Source organism: Roseateles sp. (assembly GCF_019237615.1).
GTDB lineage: Bacteria > Pseudomonadota > Gammaproteobacteria > Burkholderiales > Burkholderiaceae_C > Pelomonas.
The window spans coordinates 21,485-37,117 of record NZ_JAFAGT010000033.1; the positions used below are offsets into that span (position 1 = coordinate 21,485).

Annotated in this window: 11 protein-coding genes and 1 tRNA gene; 6 read left to right on the forward strand and 6 right to left on the reverse strand. The window is 68.6% G+C overall.

The genetic code is table 11. The features are described from left to right. Positions 1-94: 94 nt before the first annotated feature. A complete protein-coding gene (locus tag JOY88_RS05945; protein ID WP_293501180.1) occupies positions 95-265 on the forward strand; it encodes a hypothetical protein in 171 nt (56 codons plus the stop codon). Between the two features lie 170 nt (positions 266-435). Here JOY88_RS05945 and JOY88_RS05950 read toward each other — a convergent pair. After that, a tRNA-Met gene (locus tag JOY88_RS05950) sits at positions 436-512 on the reverse strand. Positions 513-565: 53 nt separating this feature from the next. Further along, positions 566-2,230: a rhamnogalacturonan acetylesterase gene (locus JOY88_RS05955; RefSeq protein ID WP_293501181.1), complete on the reverse strand. Its 1,665-nt coding sequence runs from the start codon at positions 2,228-2,230 to the stop codon at positions 566-568. A 135-nt stretch (positions 2,231-2,365) separates the two neighbouring features. Between JOY88_RS05955 and JOY88_RS05960 the strand changes: the two genes are divergently transcribed. The 5 genes from JOY88_RS05960 (at position 2,366) to JOY88_RS05980 (ending at position 10,550) form a co-directional block, all read left to right on the forward strand. After that, positions 2,366-3,718: a TolB-like translocation protein gene (locus JOY88_RS05960; protein ID WP_293501182.1), complete on the forward strand. Its 1,353-nt coding sequence runs from the start codon at positions 2,366-2,368 to the stop codon at positions 3,716-3,718. A 388-nt stretch (positions 3,719-4,106) separates the two neighbouring features. Then, positions 4,107-7,274, forward strand: a complete 3,168-nt coding sequence (locus JOY88_RS05965) for a TonB-dependent receptor (protein WP_293501183.1) — start codon at positions 4,107-4,109, stop codon at positions 7,272-7,274. 104 nt (positions 7,275-7,378) lie between these two features. Beyond that, on the forward strand, positions 7,379-9,217 hold the full coding sequence (locus JOY88_RS05970; RefSeq protein WP_293501184.1) for a rhamnogalacturonan lyase: 1,839 nt from the start codon (positions 7,379-7,381) through the stop codon (positions 9,215-9,217). Beyond that, positions 9,214-10,203 carry a glycoside hydrolase family protein gene (locus tag JOY88_RS05975; RefSeq protein WP_293501185.1) on the forward strand — a complete coding sequence of 330 codons (990 nt, stop codon included), beginning with the start codon at positions 9,214-9,216 and terminating at the stop codon, positions 10,201-10,203. Before JOY88_RS05970 ends, JOY88_RS05975 begins: the two co-directional genes overlap by 4 nt. After that, entirely contained in the window at positions 10,203-10,550 is a 348-nt protein-coding gene (locus JOY88_RS05980; protein ID WP_293501186.1) for a hypothetical protein, read from the forward strand. The genes JOY88_RS05975 and JOY88_RS05980 overlap by 1 nt, the downstream gene beginning before the upstream one ends. Before the next feature lie 175 nt (positions 10,551-10,725). Here the strand turns inward: JOY88_RS05980 and JOY88_RS05985 are convergent, their stop codons facing one another. From JOY88_RS05985 to JOY88_RS06000, 4 genes are read right to left on the reverse strand one after another with little or no spacing between them, the layout of a single operon-like run. Beyond that, positions 10,726-11,526, reverse strand: a complete 801-nt coding sequence (locus JOY88_RS05985) for an alpha/beta hydrolase (RefSeq protein WP_293501187.1) — start codon at positions 11,524-11,526, stop codon at positions 10,726-10,728. Next, on the reverse strand, positions 11,523-13,367 hold the full coding sequence (locus JOY88_RS05990) for a glycoside hydrolase family 2 protein (protein ID WP_293501188.1): 1,845 nt from the start codon (positions 13,365-13,367) through the stop codon (positions 11,523-11,525). The genes JOY88_RS05985 and JOY88_RS05990 overlap by 4 nt, the downstream gene beginning before the upstream one ends. Next, positions 13,364-14,905: an alpha-N-arabinofuranosidase gene (locus tag JOY88_RS05995; RefSeq protein WP_293501189.1), complete on the reverse strand. Its 1,542-nt coding sequence runs from the start codon at positions 14,903-14,905 to the stop codon at positions 13,364-13,366. Before JOY88_RS05995 ends, JOY88_RS05990 begins: the two co-directional genes overlap by 4 nt. Then, entirely contained in the window at positions 14,902-15,618 is a 717-nt protein-coding gene (locus JOY88_RS06000; RefSeq protein WP_293501190.1) for a DUF6250 domain-containing protein, read from the reverse strand. Before JOY88_RS06000 ends, JOY88_RS05995 begins: the two co-directional genes overlap by 4 nt. Positions 15,619-15,633: the final 15 nt, after the last annotated feature.

Sequence of the window (15,633 nt, forward strand, 5' to 3'; positions counted from 1 at the left end):
TCAAGGGCTCGTCCCCGGTTCCGTGGATTGCACGCCGAAGTGTGCCGAGCCACATGCGGCTGGACGAGCCAGGCGCAGCTGTAGGGGACGAGCTATGGGCGAGCGTATCAATTTCTTCGTGGGTCTGGGCGCGCACGAGGACAGCAACAGCATCGCGGTGTGCAGCAGCCGGGATCCGGCCCGTTTTGCGGGAACCGTCGACGCCGATGTCCGGCAGCCGTTGAAGGCCCTCGCCAAGGCGCGCGCGTCTACACCCACACCATGAAGAGCCAGCGATTCACGCGCCAGTCTCGGCGCTGGGCCTGAAGATCGCCGCTCGCCGCTCGCCACGAGCTACGACGAGATCAATGACGACCACTCCGCTCAGCCGGGAAGCAAAAAGCCACCGCTAGGGTGGCTCTTCTTTCCAGGCGCCTGAGGCACAAGGACTTTGTTTGGTGGCGCTTCAGGGACTCGAACCCCGGACCTGTGGATTATGATTCCATCGCTCTAACCAACTGAGCTAAAGCGCCTAAGCCCGCTATTCTAAGCGATATTTTTCGAGGTCCGCAAGTGTTGTCGCGAATCAGGGTGTCGCGGGGCGCAGAAAGCCATTCAGCGGCCGCCCCGGCAAGCGCTTGAGCCCTTCGACGACCTGGCTGGCGTTGAAGACGGCGCCAGCGTCGTTGGTGTGCGTGCGGGCGTCGGAGAAGAAGCCGTCGACGCGCTCGGCGCCCGCAGCGCGGTAGGCCTGCGTCACGAGCAGGGTCAGGTCGACGAACTGCGCGCCGCGTTCGCGCGCGACCTGCTCGCCCCAGGCGGCGTAGTTCTCGAAGTCGCGCGGCTGCTCGGGCTGCCAGCGGTCCTTGTGCGGGATGGGCGACAGTACGACGACATGGACGCCCCTGGCTCTGGCGTCGTCGATGTAGCGCGCGAGATACCAGCCGAAGCTCTGCACCTTCTCCTTGCTGCCGTCGGGCCGGGTGTCCTCCTGCGTCTCGGGGCCGATGCCGGGGACGGAGCCGCGGTTCTTGCCGGCCGGGTCGCCGATGCGTGCACCGTCGTTGTGGCCGAACTGGATCAGCAGCGTGTCGCCGGCCTTCAACTGCTCCAGCACCGAGGCCCAGCGGCCTTCGGTGAAGAAGGTGCGGCTGCTACGGCCGCCGATGGCGTTGTTGACGACGTTGATGCGCTGCGTGTCGAAGAAGGTGGCCAGTCGCTCGCCCCAGCCGTAGGCGCCGTTCTGGCCGCCACTGCGCACCGTGGAGTCGCCAATCAGCACGAGGCTGGGCAGCCTGGGGTCGCGCGGCGCCTCGACCTTGACCTTGCGGGCATCGACGACGGGCTGCTCGTCACTACCGTCGGGCGCGAAGCGGCGGGTGTAGAAGGCGTCCGGCAGCACCTTGTTCTGGATCAGTCCGGCGATGACGAGTTGGGCGTTCAGCGTCGCGCCGGCCAGGTTGGTGTGCACGGTCTCCTCGGGTGTCGCGGCGGGGAAGAGCTTCTCCACCGCGGCCCTGCCCAGCGCCTCGTAGCGCAGCGCGCCCCATTCGTTCAGGTCGATGAAGGCCACGTTCTCCTGCCTGGCCACCTCGGCGGCCCAGGCTGCGAAGTTGCCGCCGGCGCGCGTGACCTTCTGGCCGTCGGCCTCCCAGCGCTTGCGGATCACCGGCGAGCAGACCACCGGCGTGGCGCCGGCCGCGCGGATCTCGGCGATGTAGCCGCGCAGATAGGCGCCGTAGGTGGCGACGGTCTCGCGCTTGCCCGTCAGCAGGTTGTCGATGTCCTCGGTCTCGGGCCCCGCGCCGCGCAGCACGCCGCGGGCGCGGCTGTTGTCGTTGACGGGGCTGGCGTCGTTATGGCCGAACTGCATCAGCACCCAGTCACCCTTCCTGATGAGCGCCTTGCTGCGCTCCCAGTGGCCGCTGCTGCGGTAGGTGCGGCTGGACAGCCCGCCCACGGCGCGGTTGACGAGGTTGACCTGATTCGGGTCGAAAAAGCCGGCGATGGGATGGCCCCAGCCCCACTGCCCCTCGGCACCCTTGCCCTGGCCGTCGTCGTGGCCGTTGCGCACCGTCGAGTCGCCGATGAGGAGGATGGACGGCAGCTCGGGCCGGGCCGGATCGGGCAGCGTGACCTGGGCGCGGGCGGGATCGGTGCTGGCGGTGAAGGCCTGCGCATGGACTGCGGCCGGCAGGGCCAGCAGCGAGAGCAGGGTCGCGGCGCAGCGGCGGGTGAGGGCGGGGGTCATGGCGCGGATGCTAGGAGCAGCCCGGCCCGTGCGGCGGGCCGGGATGGCGCAAGTTCTTGAGCGATTGGCGCCCAGCAACATCGCGCAACGTAGCCGGTCCTAGAGTCGCGGCCACCTTTCTTACCGGCACCCATCATGTCGCTTCGCAAGACCTCCCTGCTGCTGTCCCTGCTGCTGGTGCTCGCCCCCGCCTGGGCCCAGATCGGCCAGCGCTTTCCTTCCGAGAAGCGCGTCGTGCCTGACCCCGTCACCGGCACGCCGCTGACCTTCCTGACGACGCAGCCACGCGGCGACTCCAAGATCTACCCCAGCCACCCGCAGTGGACGGCCGACGGCCAATGGCTGGTGTTCCGCTCGGCGCGCGTGAAGGGCGAGGCCATTGCCGTCAACGAAGCCAGCGGCGAGATGGTGCAGGTCACCGAGGGCGGCTACGAGGGGATGCTCAACCTCGCGCAGTCGGGCGGCAACAGGCTCTACTTCCTGCGCAAGGACCCGGGCGGGGCGCCCAAGGTCATGCAGGCCATCGAGGTGGACCTGGACCGCGTCTTCGCTGACAGCAGGGCCGGCAGCATCAAGCCTGCGAGCAGCTATCAGCGTGTCATCGGCACGCTGCCGGCCGAGCTGGAGGCCTTTGGCGACAACGCGCTGGACTCCGACGGCCAGTGGTTCTACTTCCGCATCCAGGGCAAGGCCTACGCGGGTGCCAGGCTGCCGGCCGGCACCAAGATCGAGCCGCCCTTCGGCCCGCGCGGCATGGGTGCCGGCCCGCATGCCATCGGCAAGATCAACGTGAAGACCGGCGAGATCCAGCATGTGGTCTCCGTGCCCTTCCAGATCGGCCATATCCAGGCCAACCTGTGGAGCCCGGGCGAGCTGGTGTTCAGCTGGGAGACCGGCGGCAAGGCGCCGCAGCGCACCTGGACGGTCAAGGGCGACGGCAGCGGTCTGCGCCCGCTCTATCCCGAGGCGCCCTATGAGTGGGTCACGCACGAGGCCTTCATCGGCAAGGACGAGGTGGCACTGGCCATCATGGGCCACCGTGCCATCCCGGGTGTCTTCGACCCGGGCCGCGCGCCGGGTACCGACGTGGGCGGCGCCAACCCGGGGCAGGACGCCGCCTGGGGCGACGCCGGCACGCGCGAGAAGCCGACGGGCCTGGCCATCGTCAACCTGCGCACCCGCGAGGTGAGCCTCGTCGGCCAGACGCCGTCCGGCAGCGGCCTGTGGCACGTCCATGGCTCACCGGACGGGCGCTTCGCGGTCGGCGACGACTTCGGGCGCAGCCTCTACCTGATCAACCGCAAGAGCCGCGAAATGATGCTGCTGACGACGGGCCACAAGACGACAGCGCGCGACCATCCGCACCCGACCTTCAGCCCCGACGGCCGCAAGATCCAGATCCAGTCGGCCATGCTGGCCGCCGACGGCCGCGAGATGAATATCTGCATCGTGCCAGTGCCCAATGCTTGGCTGGAACGTAATCACTGAGATTCATGCTTCGGTCCTGAATATTTGTATGCGGATTTTGTTCGTGAATATTTGATATTCATCTGATCATGGGCTGAATCCCTTGCAAGAGGGGTTCGGCCCATATTCGTTCGGGCTCTGGTGATGGCCCGGATCCGCGCCCGCCGCGGGCGCCGCGCCCAGTGTGCCGACCCGTCTCGGCCGAGGGGAGTGCAGTGGGTCGCGGATAATCACGAGCGTGATCGAAATCCAGGTGGCTCAAGGGTTTTCTCGGGGGTGAAGCAATCACGGTCGTGATTCTTTGCTGGCATGTGAACACGACGTAAAACCCGCGGCCTAGACTGTCCTCGGGGCAGTAAAGAGGGTTCGTATCGAGCCCATCCTGGTTGATATTCTGGAGACAAACAAAATGCTGAAGAAGATTCACGGCGGCATGCCAGTTTCACGTTGGACGCCGTTGGCCCTGGCCATTTCGGCCGCACTGGCCGGCCAGGCGCATGCCCAGCAAGCCCAGGCGCCGGCCGAGAAGCCCGCCGAGAAGGCCGAGGCCAAGGCCGCCGACAAGGCTGCCGACAAGGGCGCGCAGCAGCTTGACACCGTCACCGTCACCGGCATTCGCCGCTCCATCCAGAGCGCCATCGACCGCAAGCGCCATGCGTCCACGGTGAGCGACAGCATCGTCGCCGAGGACATCGACCAGTTTCCGGACAAGAACGTCGGCGAGGCGCTGTCGCGCATCACCGGCGTACAGTTGTCGCGCGAGTTCGGCGAAGGCTCCCAGGTGTCCATCCGCGGTGTCGAGCCCGACCTGAACCGCGTCGAGATCAATGGCATGTCGGTGCTGGGCACCAACGGCGGCGCCGGCCGCGGCGCCGAGCTGCGCGAGCTGGCCTCCGAGCTGATCGCCTCCATCGACGTCGTCAAGGGCTCCACGGCCGACCTGACCGAAGGTGGCGTGGGCGGCACCGTCCGCATCAACACGCGCAAGCCGCTGGACTTCAGCAAGCGCACCATCGCCGGCACGCTGGCGGCCGAGCAGGGCAGCCTGCGCGGCGGCACGCAGCCGCGCGGCACGCTGCTGCTGGCCGACAAGTTCCTGGACGGCAAGCTTGGTCTGATGGCCAACCTGGTCTACGACAAGATCCACACGCGCGGCGACTTCGCCCGCAACACGTCGTGGAGCTTCCTGCGCGACTGGGACTTCTCGCCCGAGAAGACGGTCACCAGCCTGAACCCCGTCGCCGCCGCCGTGACGACCTCGGCTGGTTGCAATGCGCTGACCAACACCACCGACAAGAATGCCTGCCTGGCCCAGTGGTTCGACTACTCGCCGCGCATCTCGCGCTACGGCATCTGGGAACGGGACCACAAGCGCAGCTCCGCTGAGCTGACAGCGCAGTACAAGTTCAGCAACGAGCTGGACGCCTACGTGAGCCATCAGGTCAACAAGCAGGCGCAGAAGCTCAACGACATGAACTTCGGCACCGACTTCACTTCGGTGTCGCGTCTGTCGAACGCCGGCAACGCGCCGGTCTACCGCGCCGACGGCACGGTGCAGACCGCCGGCACCTGCACGGGCATCAATGCCAATACGACACCGTCCGGCATGGTGGTGGAGAACCACCATGTCACGCAGTACACGGTGGGCAACTGCCTGAACGTGGCCGGCCAGGGCGGCCAGGGAGCGTTCAGCACGTCGGCGCGCGACTTCGCGCTGAACATCGAGTCCAAGTACACGACGGCGGGCTTCAAGTTCAAGAACAACGACTGGCGCGTCGAAGGCCTGCTGGGCGATTCGAAGTCGGACTACAGGAGCGAGAGCAACAACATCGTGCTGACGCAGAACGCGCCCGGCCTGGTCGTCAAGCTCGACGGCAGCCGCCTGCCGCAGTTCATCTTCCCGAAGGGCTACAGCCCCGACGACGCCAGCTCCTACGTGCAGGCCCAGCTGCAGTACCGTCCCTCGGCCACGCACAACAAGGAGCGCCAGGGCAAGCTGGACTTCCAGTACAACCTGGACCACGACTTCCTCCACAGCGTGTGGTTCGGCGGCCAGGCGCGTGAGTCCAGCTCGCGCCAGTACAACGGCGGCGGCTACCTGGTGCAGAACAACGGCAGGCTGGACCTCACCGACGAGGCGGTGGACATCAATGCCCGCACAGCCAACGTCAACCAGACCATCATCTTCGACCCGCTGTACACCGGCACGGCGCAACGCCCCAACGATTCGCAGACCTACATCAACAGCGGCTACAAGACCTCCTACGTGACCGGCGCGCGCATGCAGGAGATCGTCAACGCGATCCGCACCAAGTCGCCCGGCACCTTCATGGGTGGCTACGGCAACGCCTCCGGCATGCCGGGCAACTGGACGGCGCCCAGCTATGCGGCCGCCGCGGCCTCAGGCATCTTCGACACCAGCGACTTCAGCCACAAGTACCTGTACACGACGCCCGGCAACGACGGCAAGACCTACCCACAGATCCCGGCCTTCGACATCACCGAGAAGATCAAGTCGGGCTATGTGCGACTGGACTGGGGTACCGAGATCCTGGGCATGCCGCTGGATGGCAACGTCGGCGTGCGCTACACCCGCACCGACGTGACCTCGGCCGGCGTGCGCACGGACCGCACCTGCAACCCGGCCACCGTGTCGAGCTGCTCCGTCATCGTGAACAGCAACCAGATCGTGGCCATCAGCAACAGCTACAACGATGTGCTGCCAAGCCTGAACGGCACGCTGCAGCTGATCAACGGCAAGCTTCTGGTTCGTGGCGGCCTGGCCAAGGTGATGGCGCGTCCGGCACTGAACCTGCTGGCGCCCAACGTCACTTGCACGACGGGTAGCGGTGACCCGGCACGCGGTGGCAACGGTACCGACACCTGCTCGGCCGGCAATCCCGACCTCAAGCCCTATCGCGCCAACAAGTACGACCTGAGCGTGGAGTACTACCCGAGCCGCGACACGCAGGTCAGCCTGGCCACCTTCCGTACCGACATCGGCACCTATGTCCGCAGCAATGTCGTGAACTACGGCGTCAACTTCTTCGGCGACGGCCGTATCTTCGACGTGACGCAGGCGGTCAACGGCGAAGGCGCCAAGACCCAGGGCATCGAACTGGCGGGCCGCACGGCGCTGTCCTTCCTGCCGGGCTGGCTGAGCGGCTTCGGCGTGGATGCCAACTACACCCGCATGACGTTCAGCTACGCCAAGGGCAACGAGCTGATCAGCCCGCTGGACAATTCCGTGCTGCCCTACCCGGGCCTGTCGAAGAACTCCTACAACCTGGGCCTGTGGTACGACGACGGCAACTTCAACGCCCGCCTGGCCTACGCCTACCGCGACAAGTACTACACGGGCGGCAATGACGTGTCGGGCAACCCGAACTTCCGCGACAAGACCGGCTACCTGGACGCCAAGGTCCAGTGGAAGGCGACGAAGAACTTCACGCTGGCGATCGAGGCGAAGAACCTGACCAACCAGGCCGAGCTGAGCTACGCCGGCGACCTGAGCCGCCCGAACGAGCTGGCCTGGTCCGGCCGCCGCTACTACCTGACGCTGGGCTACAAGCTCTGATCCTGCCCTGCGGGCAGGTTCATCGGGCCGGCATGGCCTCCCTGTTGCGCTGACAGCGCGCCGGCCCCCGCTCACGCTGGGGCCGTTTTTTTTGGTTCATCACCATGAGTCTTCTGCACCGTTTCGTCGTCTGCCTGCTGCTGGCCGGGCCGGGCCTCGCCAAGGCACAGCCACCCAAGCAGATGGAGAGGCTGGATCGCGGCGTCGTCGCGCTGGCCACGTCGTCGGGCGTCTTCGTCAGCTGGCGGCTGCTGGGCACGGAGCCGACCGGCGTGCGCTTCAACGTCTACCGTGACGGCCGGCGCATCACCCGCGAACCGCAGGCGCTGACCAACCTCGTCGATGCGCAGGGGCGCAGCGACAGCCTCTACAGCGTGCGCGCCGTCGTCGGCGGCAAGGAGCTGGCCGCGTCCAGCGCCGCGGCGCCGTGGGGTCAGCCCTATCTGCGCGTGCCGCTGCAGCGGCCCGAGGGCGGCGTGTCGCCCGACGGCGTGACCTACCGCTACGAGGTCAACGACGGTACCGCCGCCGACCTCGATGGCGACGGCCAGTACGAGCTGATCGTGAAATGGCAGCCCACCAATGCCCATGACAACGCGCACAAGGGCTACACGGGCCACACGCTGATCGACGCCTACAAGCTGGACGGCACGCGGCTGTGGCGCATCGACCTGGGGCCCAACATCCGTGCCGGCGCCCACTACACGAGCTTCCTCGCCTATGACTTCGACGGCGACGGCCGAGCCGAGCTCATGATGAAGACGGCCGACGGCACGGTGGACGGTACCGGCAAGGTCATCGGCGACGCCAGGGCCGACCACCGCAACCCTGCCGGCTATGTGCTCGCCGGCCCGGAGTTCCTGACCGTCTTCAACGGCCTGACCGGCACCGCGATGGCCACCGTGGACTACACGCCGCCGCGCGGCGACGTGGCGGCCTGGGGCGATGCCTACGGCAACCGCGTGGACCGTTTCCTGGCCGGCGTGGCCTATCTGGATGGCCAGCGGCCGAGCGCCGTGTTCTCGCGCGGCTACTACACCCGCGCCGTGCTGGCGGCCTGGGACTGGCGCGACGGCAAGCTCACGCAGCGCTGGGTGTTCGACAGCGACGCCGACGCCGCGAGCAAGCCCGCCGCGGGCCAGGGCGCGCACTGGTTCTCGGTGGCCGACGTGGACGGTGACGGCCGCGACGACATCATCTACGGCGCCGCCACCATCGCGAGCAACGGCAAGCTGCTCTACAGCACCGGCCTGTGCCACGGCGACGCGCTGCATGTCGGCGCCTTCGACCCGGCGCGCGAGGGCCAGCAGGTCTTCATGGTGCACGAGAGCCCGCGCTGCTACGGTGAGCACGGCCTGGAGATGCACGATGCCGCCACGGGCAAGATCCTGTGGAGCATGTCCGGCAGGAACAGCGACGTGGGCCGCGGCGTCTGCTTCGACATCGACCCCGCCTGGCCCGGCGCCGAATGCTGGGGCTCCGTCGGCGGCCTGATGAGTGCGGGCGGCCAGCTCATCAGCGAGCAGCATCCCAACCGCTACAACTTCGCCCTCTGGTGGGACGGCGACCTGCTGCGCGAGTCGCTCGACCATGTCTCCATCGACAAGTGGAACCCCGCCCGCTTCAGGTTCGAGAACCTGCTGAACGGCAAGACCTTCGGCGCCGCGTCCAACAACGGCACCAAGGGCAACCCGGTGCTGTCGGCCGACCTGTTCGGTGACTGGCGCGAGGAGGTCGTCTGGCGCAACGAGGACAGCACGGCGCTGCTGATCTTCTCGACGCCGCTGCCGACCGAGCACCGCCTCGTCACGCTGATGCACGACCCGCAGTACCGCGTGCAGGTCGCGAACCAGAACGCCGGCTACAACCAGCCGCCGCACACGAGCTTCCACCTCGGCCATGGCATGAAGCCGCCGCGCTACCTGCCGATCACGACGCCATGAAGATCGCTGCGCTGCTGCTGCTTGCGGCCCTGGCCGGCTGCGCCGGCGTGGAACCCGCGCCGCGGCCGCTGTACCGCGATCCGGTGCTGGACGGCGCGGCCGACGTGTCCCTGGTCTTCAACCGCGGCCTCAAGCGCTGGGAGATGTTCTACACGAACCGTCGCGCGACGCTGCGGCTCCCCGACCCCAAGGACGTGAGCTGGGTGCACGCCACGCCCATAGGCATCGCGACGACGGACGACGGCAACCACTGGCGAGCGGCGGGCGAGGCAACGTTCCCGGCGGAGTGCACCGGCGCCACGCTGTGGGCGCCCGAGATCCAGGACTTCGACGGCGTCTACCACCTGTGGCTGACCATCGTGCCCGGCGTGCACAAGAGCTGGACCGGCGAGCGCCGCATCGAGCACCTGACCAGCACCGACCTGCGCCACTGGACCTGTGCCGGCCGCGTGGACCTGGGCTCGCCCAAGGTCATCGACGCGGCCGTCATCCGCGCGCCGCAGGGCGGATGGCGCATGTGGTTCAAGGACGAGCAGGGGGGCAGCAGGCTCAAGGCGGCCGACAGCCCCGACCTGAAGACCTGGACCTTGCGCGGCCCGGTGAGCCCGCTGCCCGGCGAAGGCCCCACCGTCTTCCAGTTCGCCGGCAAGTGGTGGCTGGTGGCCGACCTGTGGAAGGGCTTGCTGGTGCTGCGCTCCGACGACGCCCGGACCTGGGAGGAGCAACCCGCGCGTCTGCTGTCCGATATCGGCCAGCACCCCACCGACCGCGCCAAGGGCCAGCATCCCGGCGTGACCGTCGTCGACGGCCGGGCCTACCTCTTCTACTTCACGCATCAGGGCGGCGAGCCCGAGGCCAGGACGGACGATCGCTGGCACCAGCGCACCGTCATCCAGGTGGCGGAGATGACCCTGAAGGACGGCTGGCTGACCGTGGACCGCAACGCGCCGCCGCCGGATCTGCGGTCCGCGTTCGGGGCCCGCTGATGCACGCGCTGCTGCTGGCTTGGCTTTGCGCGCGTGCCAGCGCAGCGCACGCGGGCCTTCTCGTCGATACCAAGCCCACGCCGGGCGGCGTGCCGTTGGACGGCGCCGTCATCGTTGCTGCGGCCGAAGCCGATCCGCTTGAGGCCTTCGTCGCCCGGGACCTGGCCGATGACCTGAGGCGCTTCGGCCTGCGCGCCAGCGTCGGTGGCAAGGGTACCGTCCAGATCTGCGTTGGCACACCGGCCATCACCCCGCCATCGACGCCTCGGGTCTCGACCTGGGCAAGCTCAAGGGCTGCTGGGAATGCTTCGAGATCGCACTGCTGCGCAACCCGGCGCCGGGCGTGAAGCAGGCCCTGGTCATCGTCGGCGCCGCCGGCCGCCGCATGACCTAAGGCGGCTACACGCTCAGCCAGGCGCTGGGCGTGTCACCCTGGCACTGGTGGTCCGACGTCGCGCCGCTCAGGCGTGACGGTCGACGACTCGCCTGAGTCTGGCTTTGTTCAGCACGGCGAGAGGGTCGTCAAGGAAGCTGCCTGGCGCGTGTGTCGTCCAACTGGGTCGCCATCCAGCGCGCCGCGAGCGCCGGCCACTGGTCGTGCGTGCCCGCCAGGCCGCGCAGCGCGAAGCCGTGTTCCGCCTGCGCAAAGACATGCGCTTCGACGTCCAGCTGGCGCTGCTGTGCTGCCACGATGAGGTTGAGCGCATGCTGCACCGGCACGACGGGGTCGTGCAGCGCGTAAGCCAGGAAGACCGGGCAGGGCGGCAGGCCGTGGGGCTGGCCCGCGATGCCTATGGGCCAGGCGTCGTAGAAGGCCTGCTTCTCGGGTGGCGGGAAGTCGGGCTTGCCGACGGGGACTTTGTGGTCGCGGTGGTTGGCGTTGAGGGGCGCGTAGCCGATGACGGCGCCCGCCACATCCATGTCGGTGCGCTGGCAGGCCATCACGCCGGCCAGGTGGCCACCCGAGGACATGCCCACATGCAGCAGCGGCAGCGGCGGTAGCGTGGCCAGGTGAGCCAGCGCGAGCCGGCCGTCCTGCAGCGCGATGTCGAAGGGATGGTCGTCCTGGCCAGGCAGGCGGTGCACCAGCACGTAGGCGTCCAGCCCCAGCGTGTTCAGCCATTGCGCGACCTCGACGCCCTCCTTGTCGTGCATCAGCTGCAGGTAGCCGCCGCCCGCGTAGACGAGGGCGCGGCCGCGCGCGGCTGTGGGGGAGGGGTAGGCGTGCAGTTCGGCTCGCGTGGGACGGCGGCAGACGCGATCAGGCGCGTCGCCGTCGAAGAGGTTGGGCGCGCCCTCGGACAGCGGGATCACGGGGTTCATGGCTTGGCGGCTTGTGCTCGGTAATGCCGGGCCAGCACGTCGAAGGCCTGCTTGCGCTGGCCGGTCTCGGACAGCAGGCCCTTGCGGTTCCAGCCGTTCTGGAAGACAGGGTGCTCGCGGCGCGGCGAGCGGAAGTCCTTCAGCACCCAGGGCGAGAGGCCGCGCAGGTTGGGGATGCGGGCCAGCATGCCCAGCGTGGCGCGGTAGTAGGCGGCTTGGAACTCCTCGCTCCATTTCTTGGGTTGGTCGCCCAGGTCGTGGTGGTCAGCCAGCGCGTCGGCGCCGAATTCCGACACCAGCAGCGGCTTGTCGGTGGGCAGCGCCCACTGGAGCCGGTCGAGGTCTTCCAGCATGTCATCGCCGTACCAGCCCGCGTAGGTGTTGACGGCCATCACGTCCAAGTGCGGCAGCAGCGGGTCGGCGATCCTGACCGTGTCGCCCCGGCGCTCCACCAGCAGTGCGGCGCTGATGAGGCGGCTGGAGTCCAGCGCGCGCACGGTGGCGGCCAGCGCGGCGTGGAAGCGGGTGCGGTTCTCGGCCACTGGCGTCTCGTTGCCCACGCTCCACAGCGCCAGCGCCGCGCGGTTGCGGTCGCGGTAAATGGTCTCGGCCTGCTGGCGCCGGGCCTTCAACAGTACGGCGGGATGGTCCCAGTCCACTGTCCAGTAGACGGGGATCTCGCTCCACACCAGCAGTCCCAGCTCGTCGGCTGCGCGCAGCATGGCCTCAGCATGCGGGTAGTGCGACAGACGCACATAGTTGCCATTGAGGCCTGCCTTGACCTCGCCCAGCAGCGCGCGGGCCGCCGAGTCGCTGAGACGGCGGGCCGGGTTGGCGCCCAGTTCTTCCTCGTGCAGCGACACGCCGCGCAGCGTGATGGGCTTGCCGTTCAGCAGGATCTCGCTGCCTCTCACGGCAAGCGTGCGGAAGCCCATGCGATCGGTCACGGCGTCGTCGTCGCTGGCGAAGCGCACCGCGTAGAGCTGGGGTGACTCGGGCGACCAACGCTTCAGCGCGCCGGGTGCGGCGACGTCGAAGCGGGCCTCGCCATGGGCGTCGGTCGTCGCCTGCGTCTTCAGCCCCAGGGCCTCGATCTGCACGCTGACGGGCTGGTGGGCGGCCTGCGCGCCGTTGAGCTGCAGGCTGCCCACCAGGCGGCCGGCGTCGGTCAGGCGCAGCGTGGCGTCGTCGATGAATGTGGCGGGCGTCTGGATGAGCTTCACGGGCCGCGTGATGCCGCCGTACAGGTCCCAGTCGGTGATCTCGGCAGGGATGCTCTGCGCGTCGTGGCGTGAGTCCACGCCCACGACGAGTCGGTTGCCGCTGGCGCGCAGTACATCGCCCACCTCCAGCACGAAGGGCGTGAAGCCGCCTTCGTGTCGGCCGACCTCCTTGCCGTTCAGGTAGACATGGGCGCGGTAGTTGACGGCCTCGAAGCGCAGGAAGCTGCGCTGGCCTGGCTTGGGCGGCGCAGCATCGAAGCGGCGCTGGAACCAGACCAAGCCGTCGTACCAGCGCAGCTCGGGTGTGGCGGCGTTCCAGGCGCCGGGGATCTCCATGGCCGGGCCACGGTCGAGGTCGAACTCGAAGAAGCCCGTGCCGGGCTTGGCCTCCTCGGCGGCGACGTCCACGTCGCGGTGGCGCTGCATGCGTGACTTGGCGACCCAGCCGTTGATGTCGCTCAGGCCGGTGCGGTAGTAGTCCTTGGAATAGGTCCAGCGGCCTGAGAGGTCCTGCACCTCGGCGCGCTGGCCAGTCAGCAGCAGGGGCGGGCGCAGCGCGTCAGCGGCGAAGGCGGGCGCGGCAATGAGCGCCAGCAGGGCAAGCGCGCGACGGATCACGGCTGCACTTCCAGCACGAGCACCGACTTGGCCGGCAGGGTCACGGCCAGCTGGCCGCCCGTGGCCTGCGCCTTGAACGACTGCGGCCTGACACGGTCTGGCGCCTCGAAGCGGTTCTCGGCGTCCATGGTGGCGGCCGTCAGCAGTTGGCCGGTCACGGCGCGCACGCTCTTGCCGCCCACGGCGATCTGCAGCGGCAGTGGGTTGCCGGGATGGGTGTTGGCAAGGCTGAGCAGCAGCCGGCCGTCGGCGCCCTTGGCGGCGCTGGCGGACAAGGCCGGGATGCTGTGCTGGCCCAGCGTGTAGGCCGGCACGCCGGCCAGCTTCACCGGCAGCGAAGTCGCGTCCTGGAAGGGCAGGTGCATCGCGAACGCGTGGTAGCTGGGCGTCAGCACCATGCGCTCCTGGTCTGTGACGACCATGGCCTGCAGCACGTTGACCATCTGCGCGATGTTGGCCATCTTCACGCGCTCGGCATGGCGGTGGAAGACGTGGAAGTGCAGCGCGGCCAGCACCGCATCGCGCAGCGTATTGCGCTGGACGAGGAAGCCGGCGTCGGTGCCGGGCTCGGGGTCGTACCAGCTGCCCCATTCGTCGAAGTAGATGGCGAGCTTCCTCGCGGGATCGTTGCGGTCCAGGATTTCGCGGTGCTTGGCGAGGTAGCCGTCAATGGTCTGCGGCACGGCCAGCGTAGAGATCCACTCGGCCTCGGGGAAGGCGATGGCCGAGCCCTTCTTCTCCCAGTCTCGCGTGGGCAGCGAGTACTGGTGGTGGGTGACGGCATCCATGCGCTGCTTGATCTCGGCGCTCAGCGTCTCGACCCAGTTCAGCTCCAAGCCCTGGCCGCCACTGGCGACCAGCTTGGGCCGGTTGCCTCGCGGCGCCTTGGCGAAGGTGGACCAGTGCCTGTAGAGGTCGGCGTAGTAGCCGGGCTTCATGTGGCCGCCGCAGCCCCAGCTTTCGTTGCCTATTCCCCAGTGCTGGATCTTCCAGGGCTTGTCGCGGCCGTTGGCGCGGCGCTCTCTGGCCAGCGCCGTGTCGCCTTCGGCCGTCAGGTATTCCAGCCATTCGGCCATCTCCTGCACGGTGCCGGAGCCGAGGTTGGCGTTGATGTACACCTCGCTGCCGAGCTGCTCGGCGAGGTCCATGAACTCATGCGTGCCCACCGCGTTGGGCTCGATGACGCCTCCCCAGCTGGTGTTGACGCGTGGCGGACGCCGGGCCTGCGGGCCGATGCCGTCCCGCCAGTGGTATTCGTCGGCGAAGCAGCCGCCGGGCCAGCGCAGCACGGGCACCTTGATGGCCTTGAGCGCGTTGACGACGTCGCTGCGCCAGCCGCGCACATTGGGGATCCTGGAGTCCGCCCCCACCCAGAGGCCGCCGTAGATGCCGGCGCCCAGGTGCTCGGCGAACTGGCCGTAGATCTGGCGCGCGATGACGGGGCCGGGCTGGTCGGCTTGGATGTCGATGCGGACCGGCTCGGCCGCGCGGGCGGCAAGGGACGCGGCGAGGCAGATGGAGAGCAGCAGCTGTTTCATCGGCATTGGAGGATCTGGAAGTCGCGGATCTGCAGGCGGCTGGCCGTGGTGCGCAGCGCGAAATAGCCTTGCAGGCGAGGTTGGGGATCGGTGCGGGTGAAGACAGCCCGGCCGTCGGCCGACCAGAGCAGGTGGACGGGGTCGGTGGCCGTGGGCCGGCGCGAGACGATCTCGATGGCCAGCGGCTTGGCCAGGTGCAGCCGGGTCTGAGGCGTCATGGGCTGCTCGCCGGGCTCGGCGATTGACGCGTCGGCGAAGCCGGCCAGCAGGCGGCGCCGGCTGCCGTCGTACAGGCGCAGCCGCGTCGTCGTGTTGGCATTGGCGCCGAAGCCGGCGTAGTAGGTGGGCAGATCGTCGTAGCCGGCGAACCTGCCGCTGCGTGGATGGGGCTCGGCGCCATCCGCTTCGAGCGCATTCCAGAACATGTTCAGGTCCGAGATGCGGCCGGCATGCGGCCCGGCGCTGACCGGGGCCGGCAGGGCCGTGGCGCTGAAGCGGATGGCGTAGTCGCCCGACAGCGGCTCGCGCCACCACAGGCTCAGGCCGGCGGGCGTGGCAATGTCCAGCGTGCCCCTGTCGGCGGTGACGACGGCGCGCGCGTCCTCGGCTTCCAGCCGCCAGCGCGTCAGGCCGGCGCGGAAGTCGTCAGCGGCGACTTGCTCCAGCCGGCGCGGCGCTTCGCACCATTCGGCAGCGGATGTCGTCAGCGGCAACGCGAGCGTCAGCCC

Coding starts and splice junctions, on each gene's coding strand:
- JOY88_RS05955 (WP_293501181.1), bottom strand. CDS start 2,230: ATGACCCCCGCCCTCACCCGCCGCTGCGCCGCGACCCTGCTCTCGCTG.
- JOY88_RS05970 (WP_293501184.1), top strand. CDS start 7,379: ATGAGTCTTCTGCACCGTTTCGTCGTCTGCCTGCTGCTGGCCGGGCCG.
- JOY88_RS05980 (WP_293501186.1), top strand. CDS start 10,203: ATGCACGCGCTGCTGCTGGCTTGGCTTTGCGCGCGTGCCAGCGCAGCG.
- JOY88_RS05945 (WP_293501180.1), top strand. CDS start 95: ATGGGCGAGCGTATCAATTTCTTCGTGGGTCTGGGCGCGCACGAGGAC.
- JOY88_RS05985 (WP_293501187.1), bottom strand. CDS start 11,526: ATGAACCCCGTGATCCCGCTGTCCGAGGGCGCGCCCAACCTCTTCGAC.
- JOY88_RS05975 (WP_293501185.1), top strand. CDS start 9,214: ATGAAGATCGCTGCGCTGCTGCTGCTTGCGGCCCTGGCCGGCTGCGCC.
- JOY88_RS05995 (WP_293501189.1), bottom strand. CDS start 14,905: ATGAAACAGCTGCTGCTCTCCATCTGCCTCGCCGCGTCCCTTGCCGCC.
- JOY88_RS05965 (WP_293501183.1), top strand. CDS start 4,107: ATGCTGAAGAAGATTCACGGCGGCATGCCAGTTTCACGTTGGACGCCG.
- JOY88_RS05960 (WP_293501182.1), top strand. CDS start 2,366: ATGTCGCTTCGCAAGACCTCCCTGCTGCTGTCCCTGCTGCTGGTGCTC.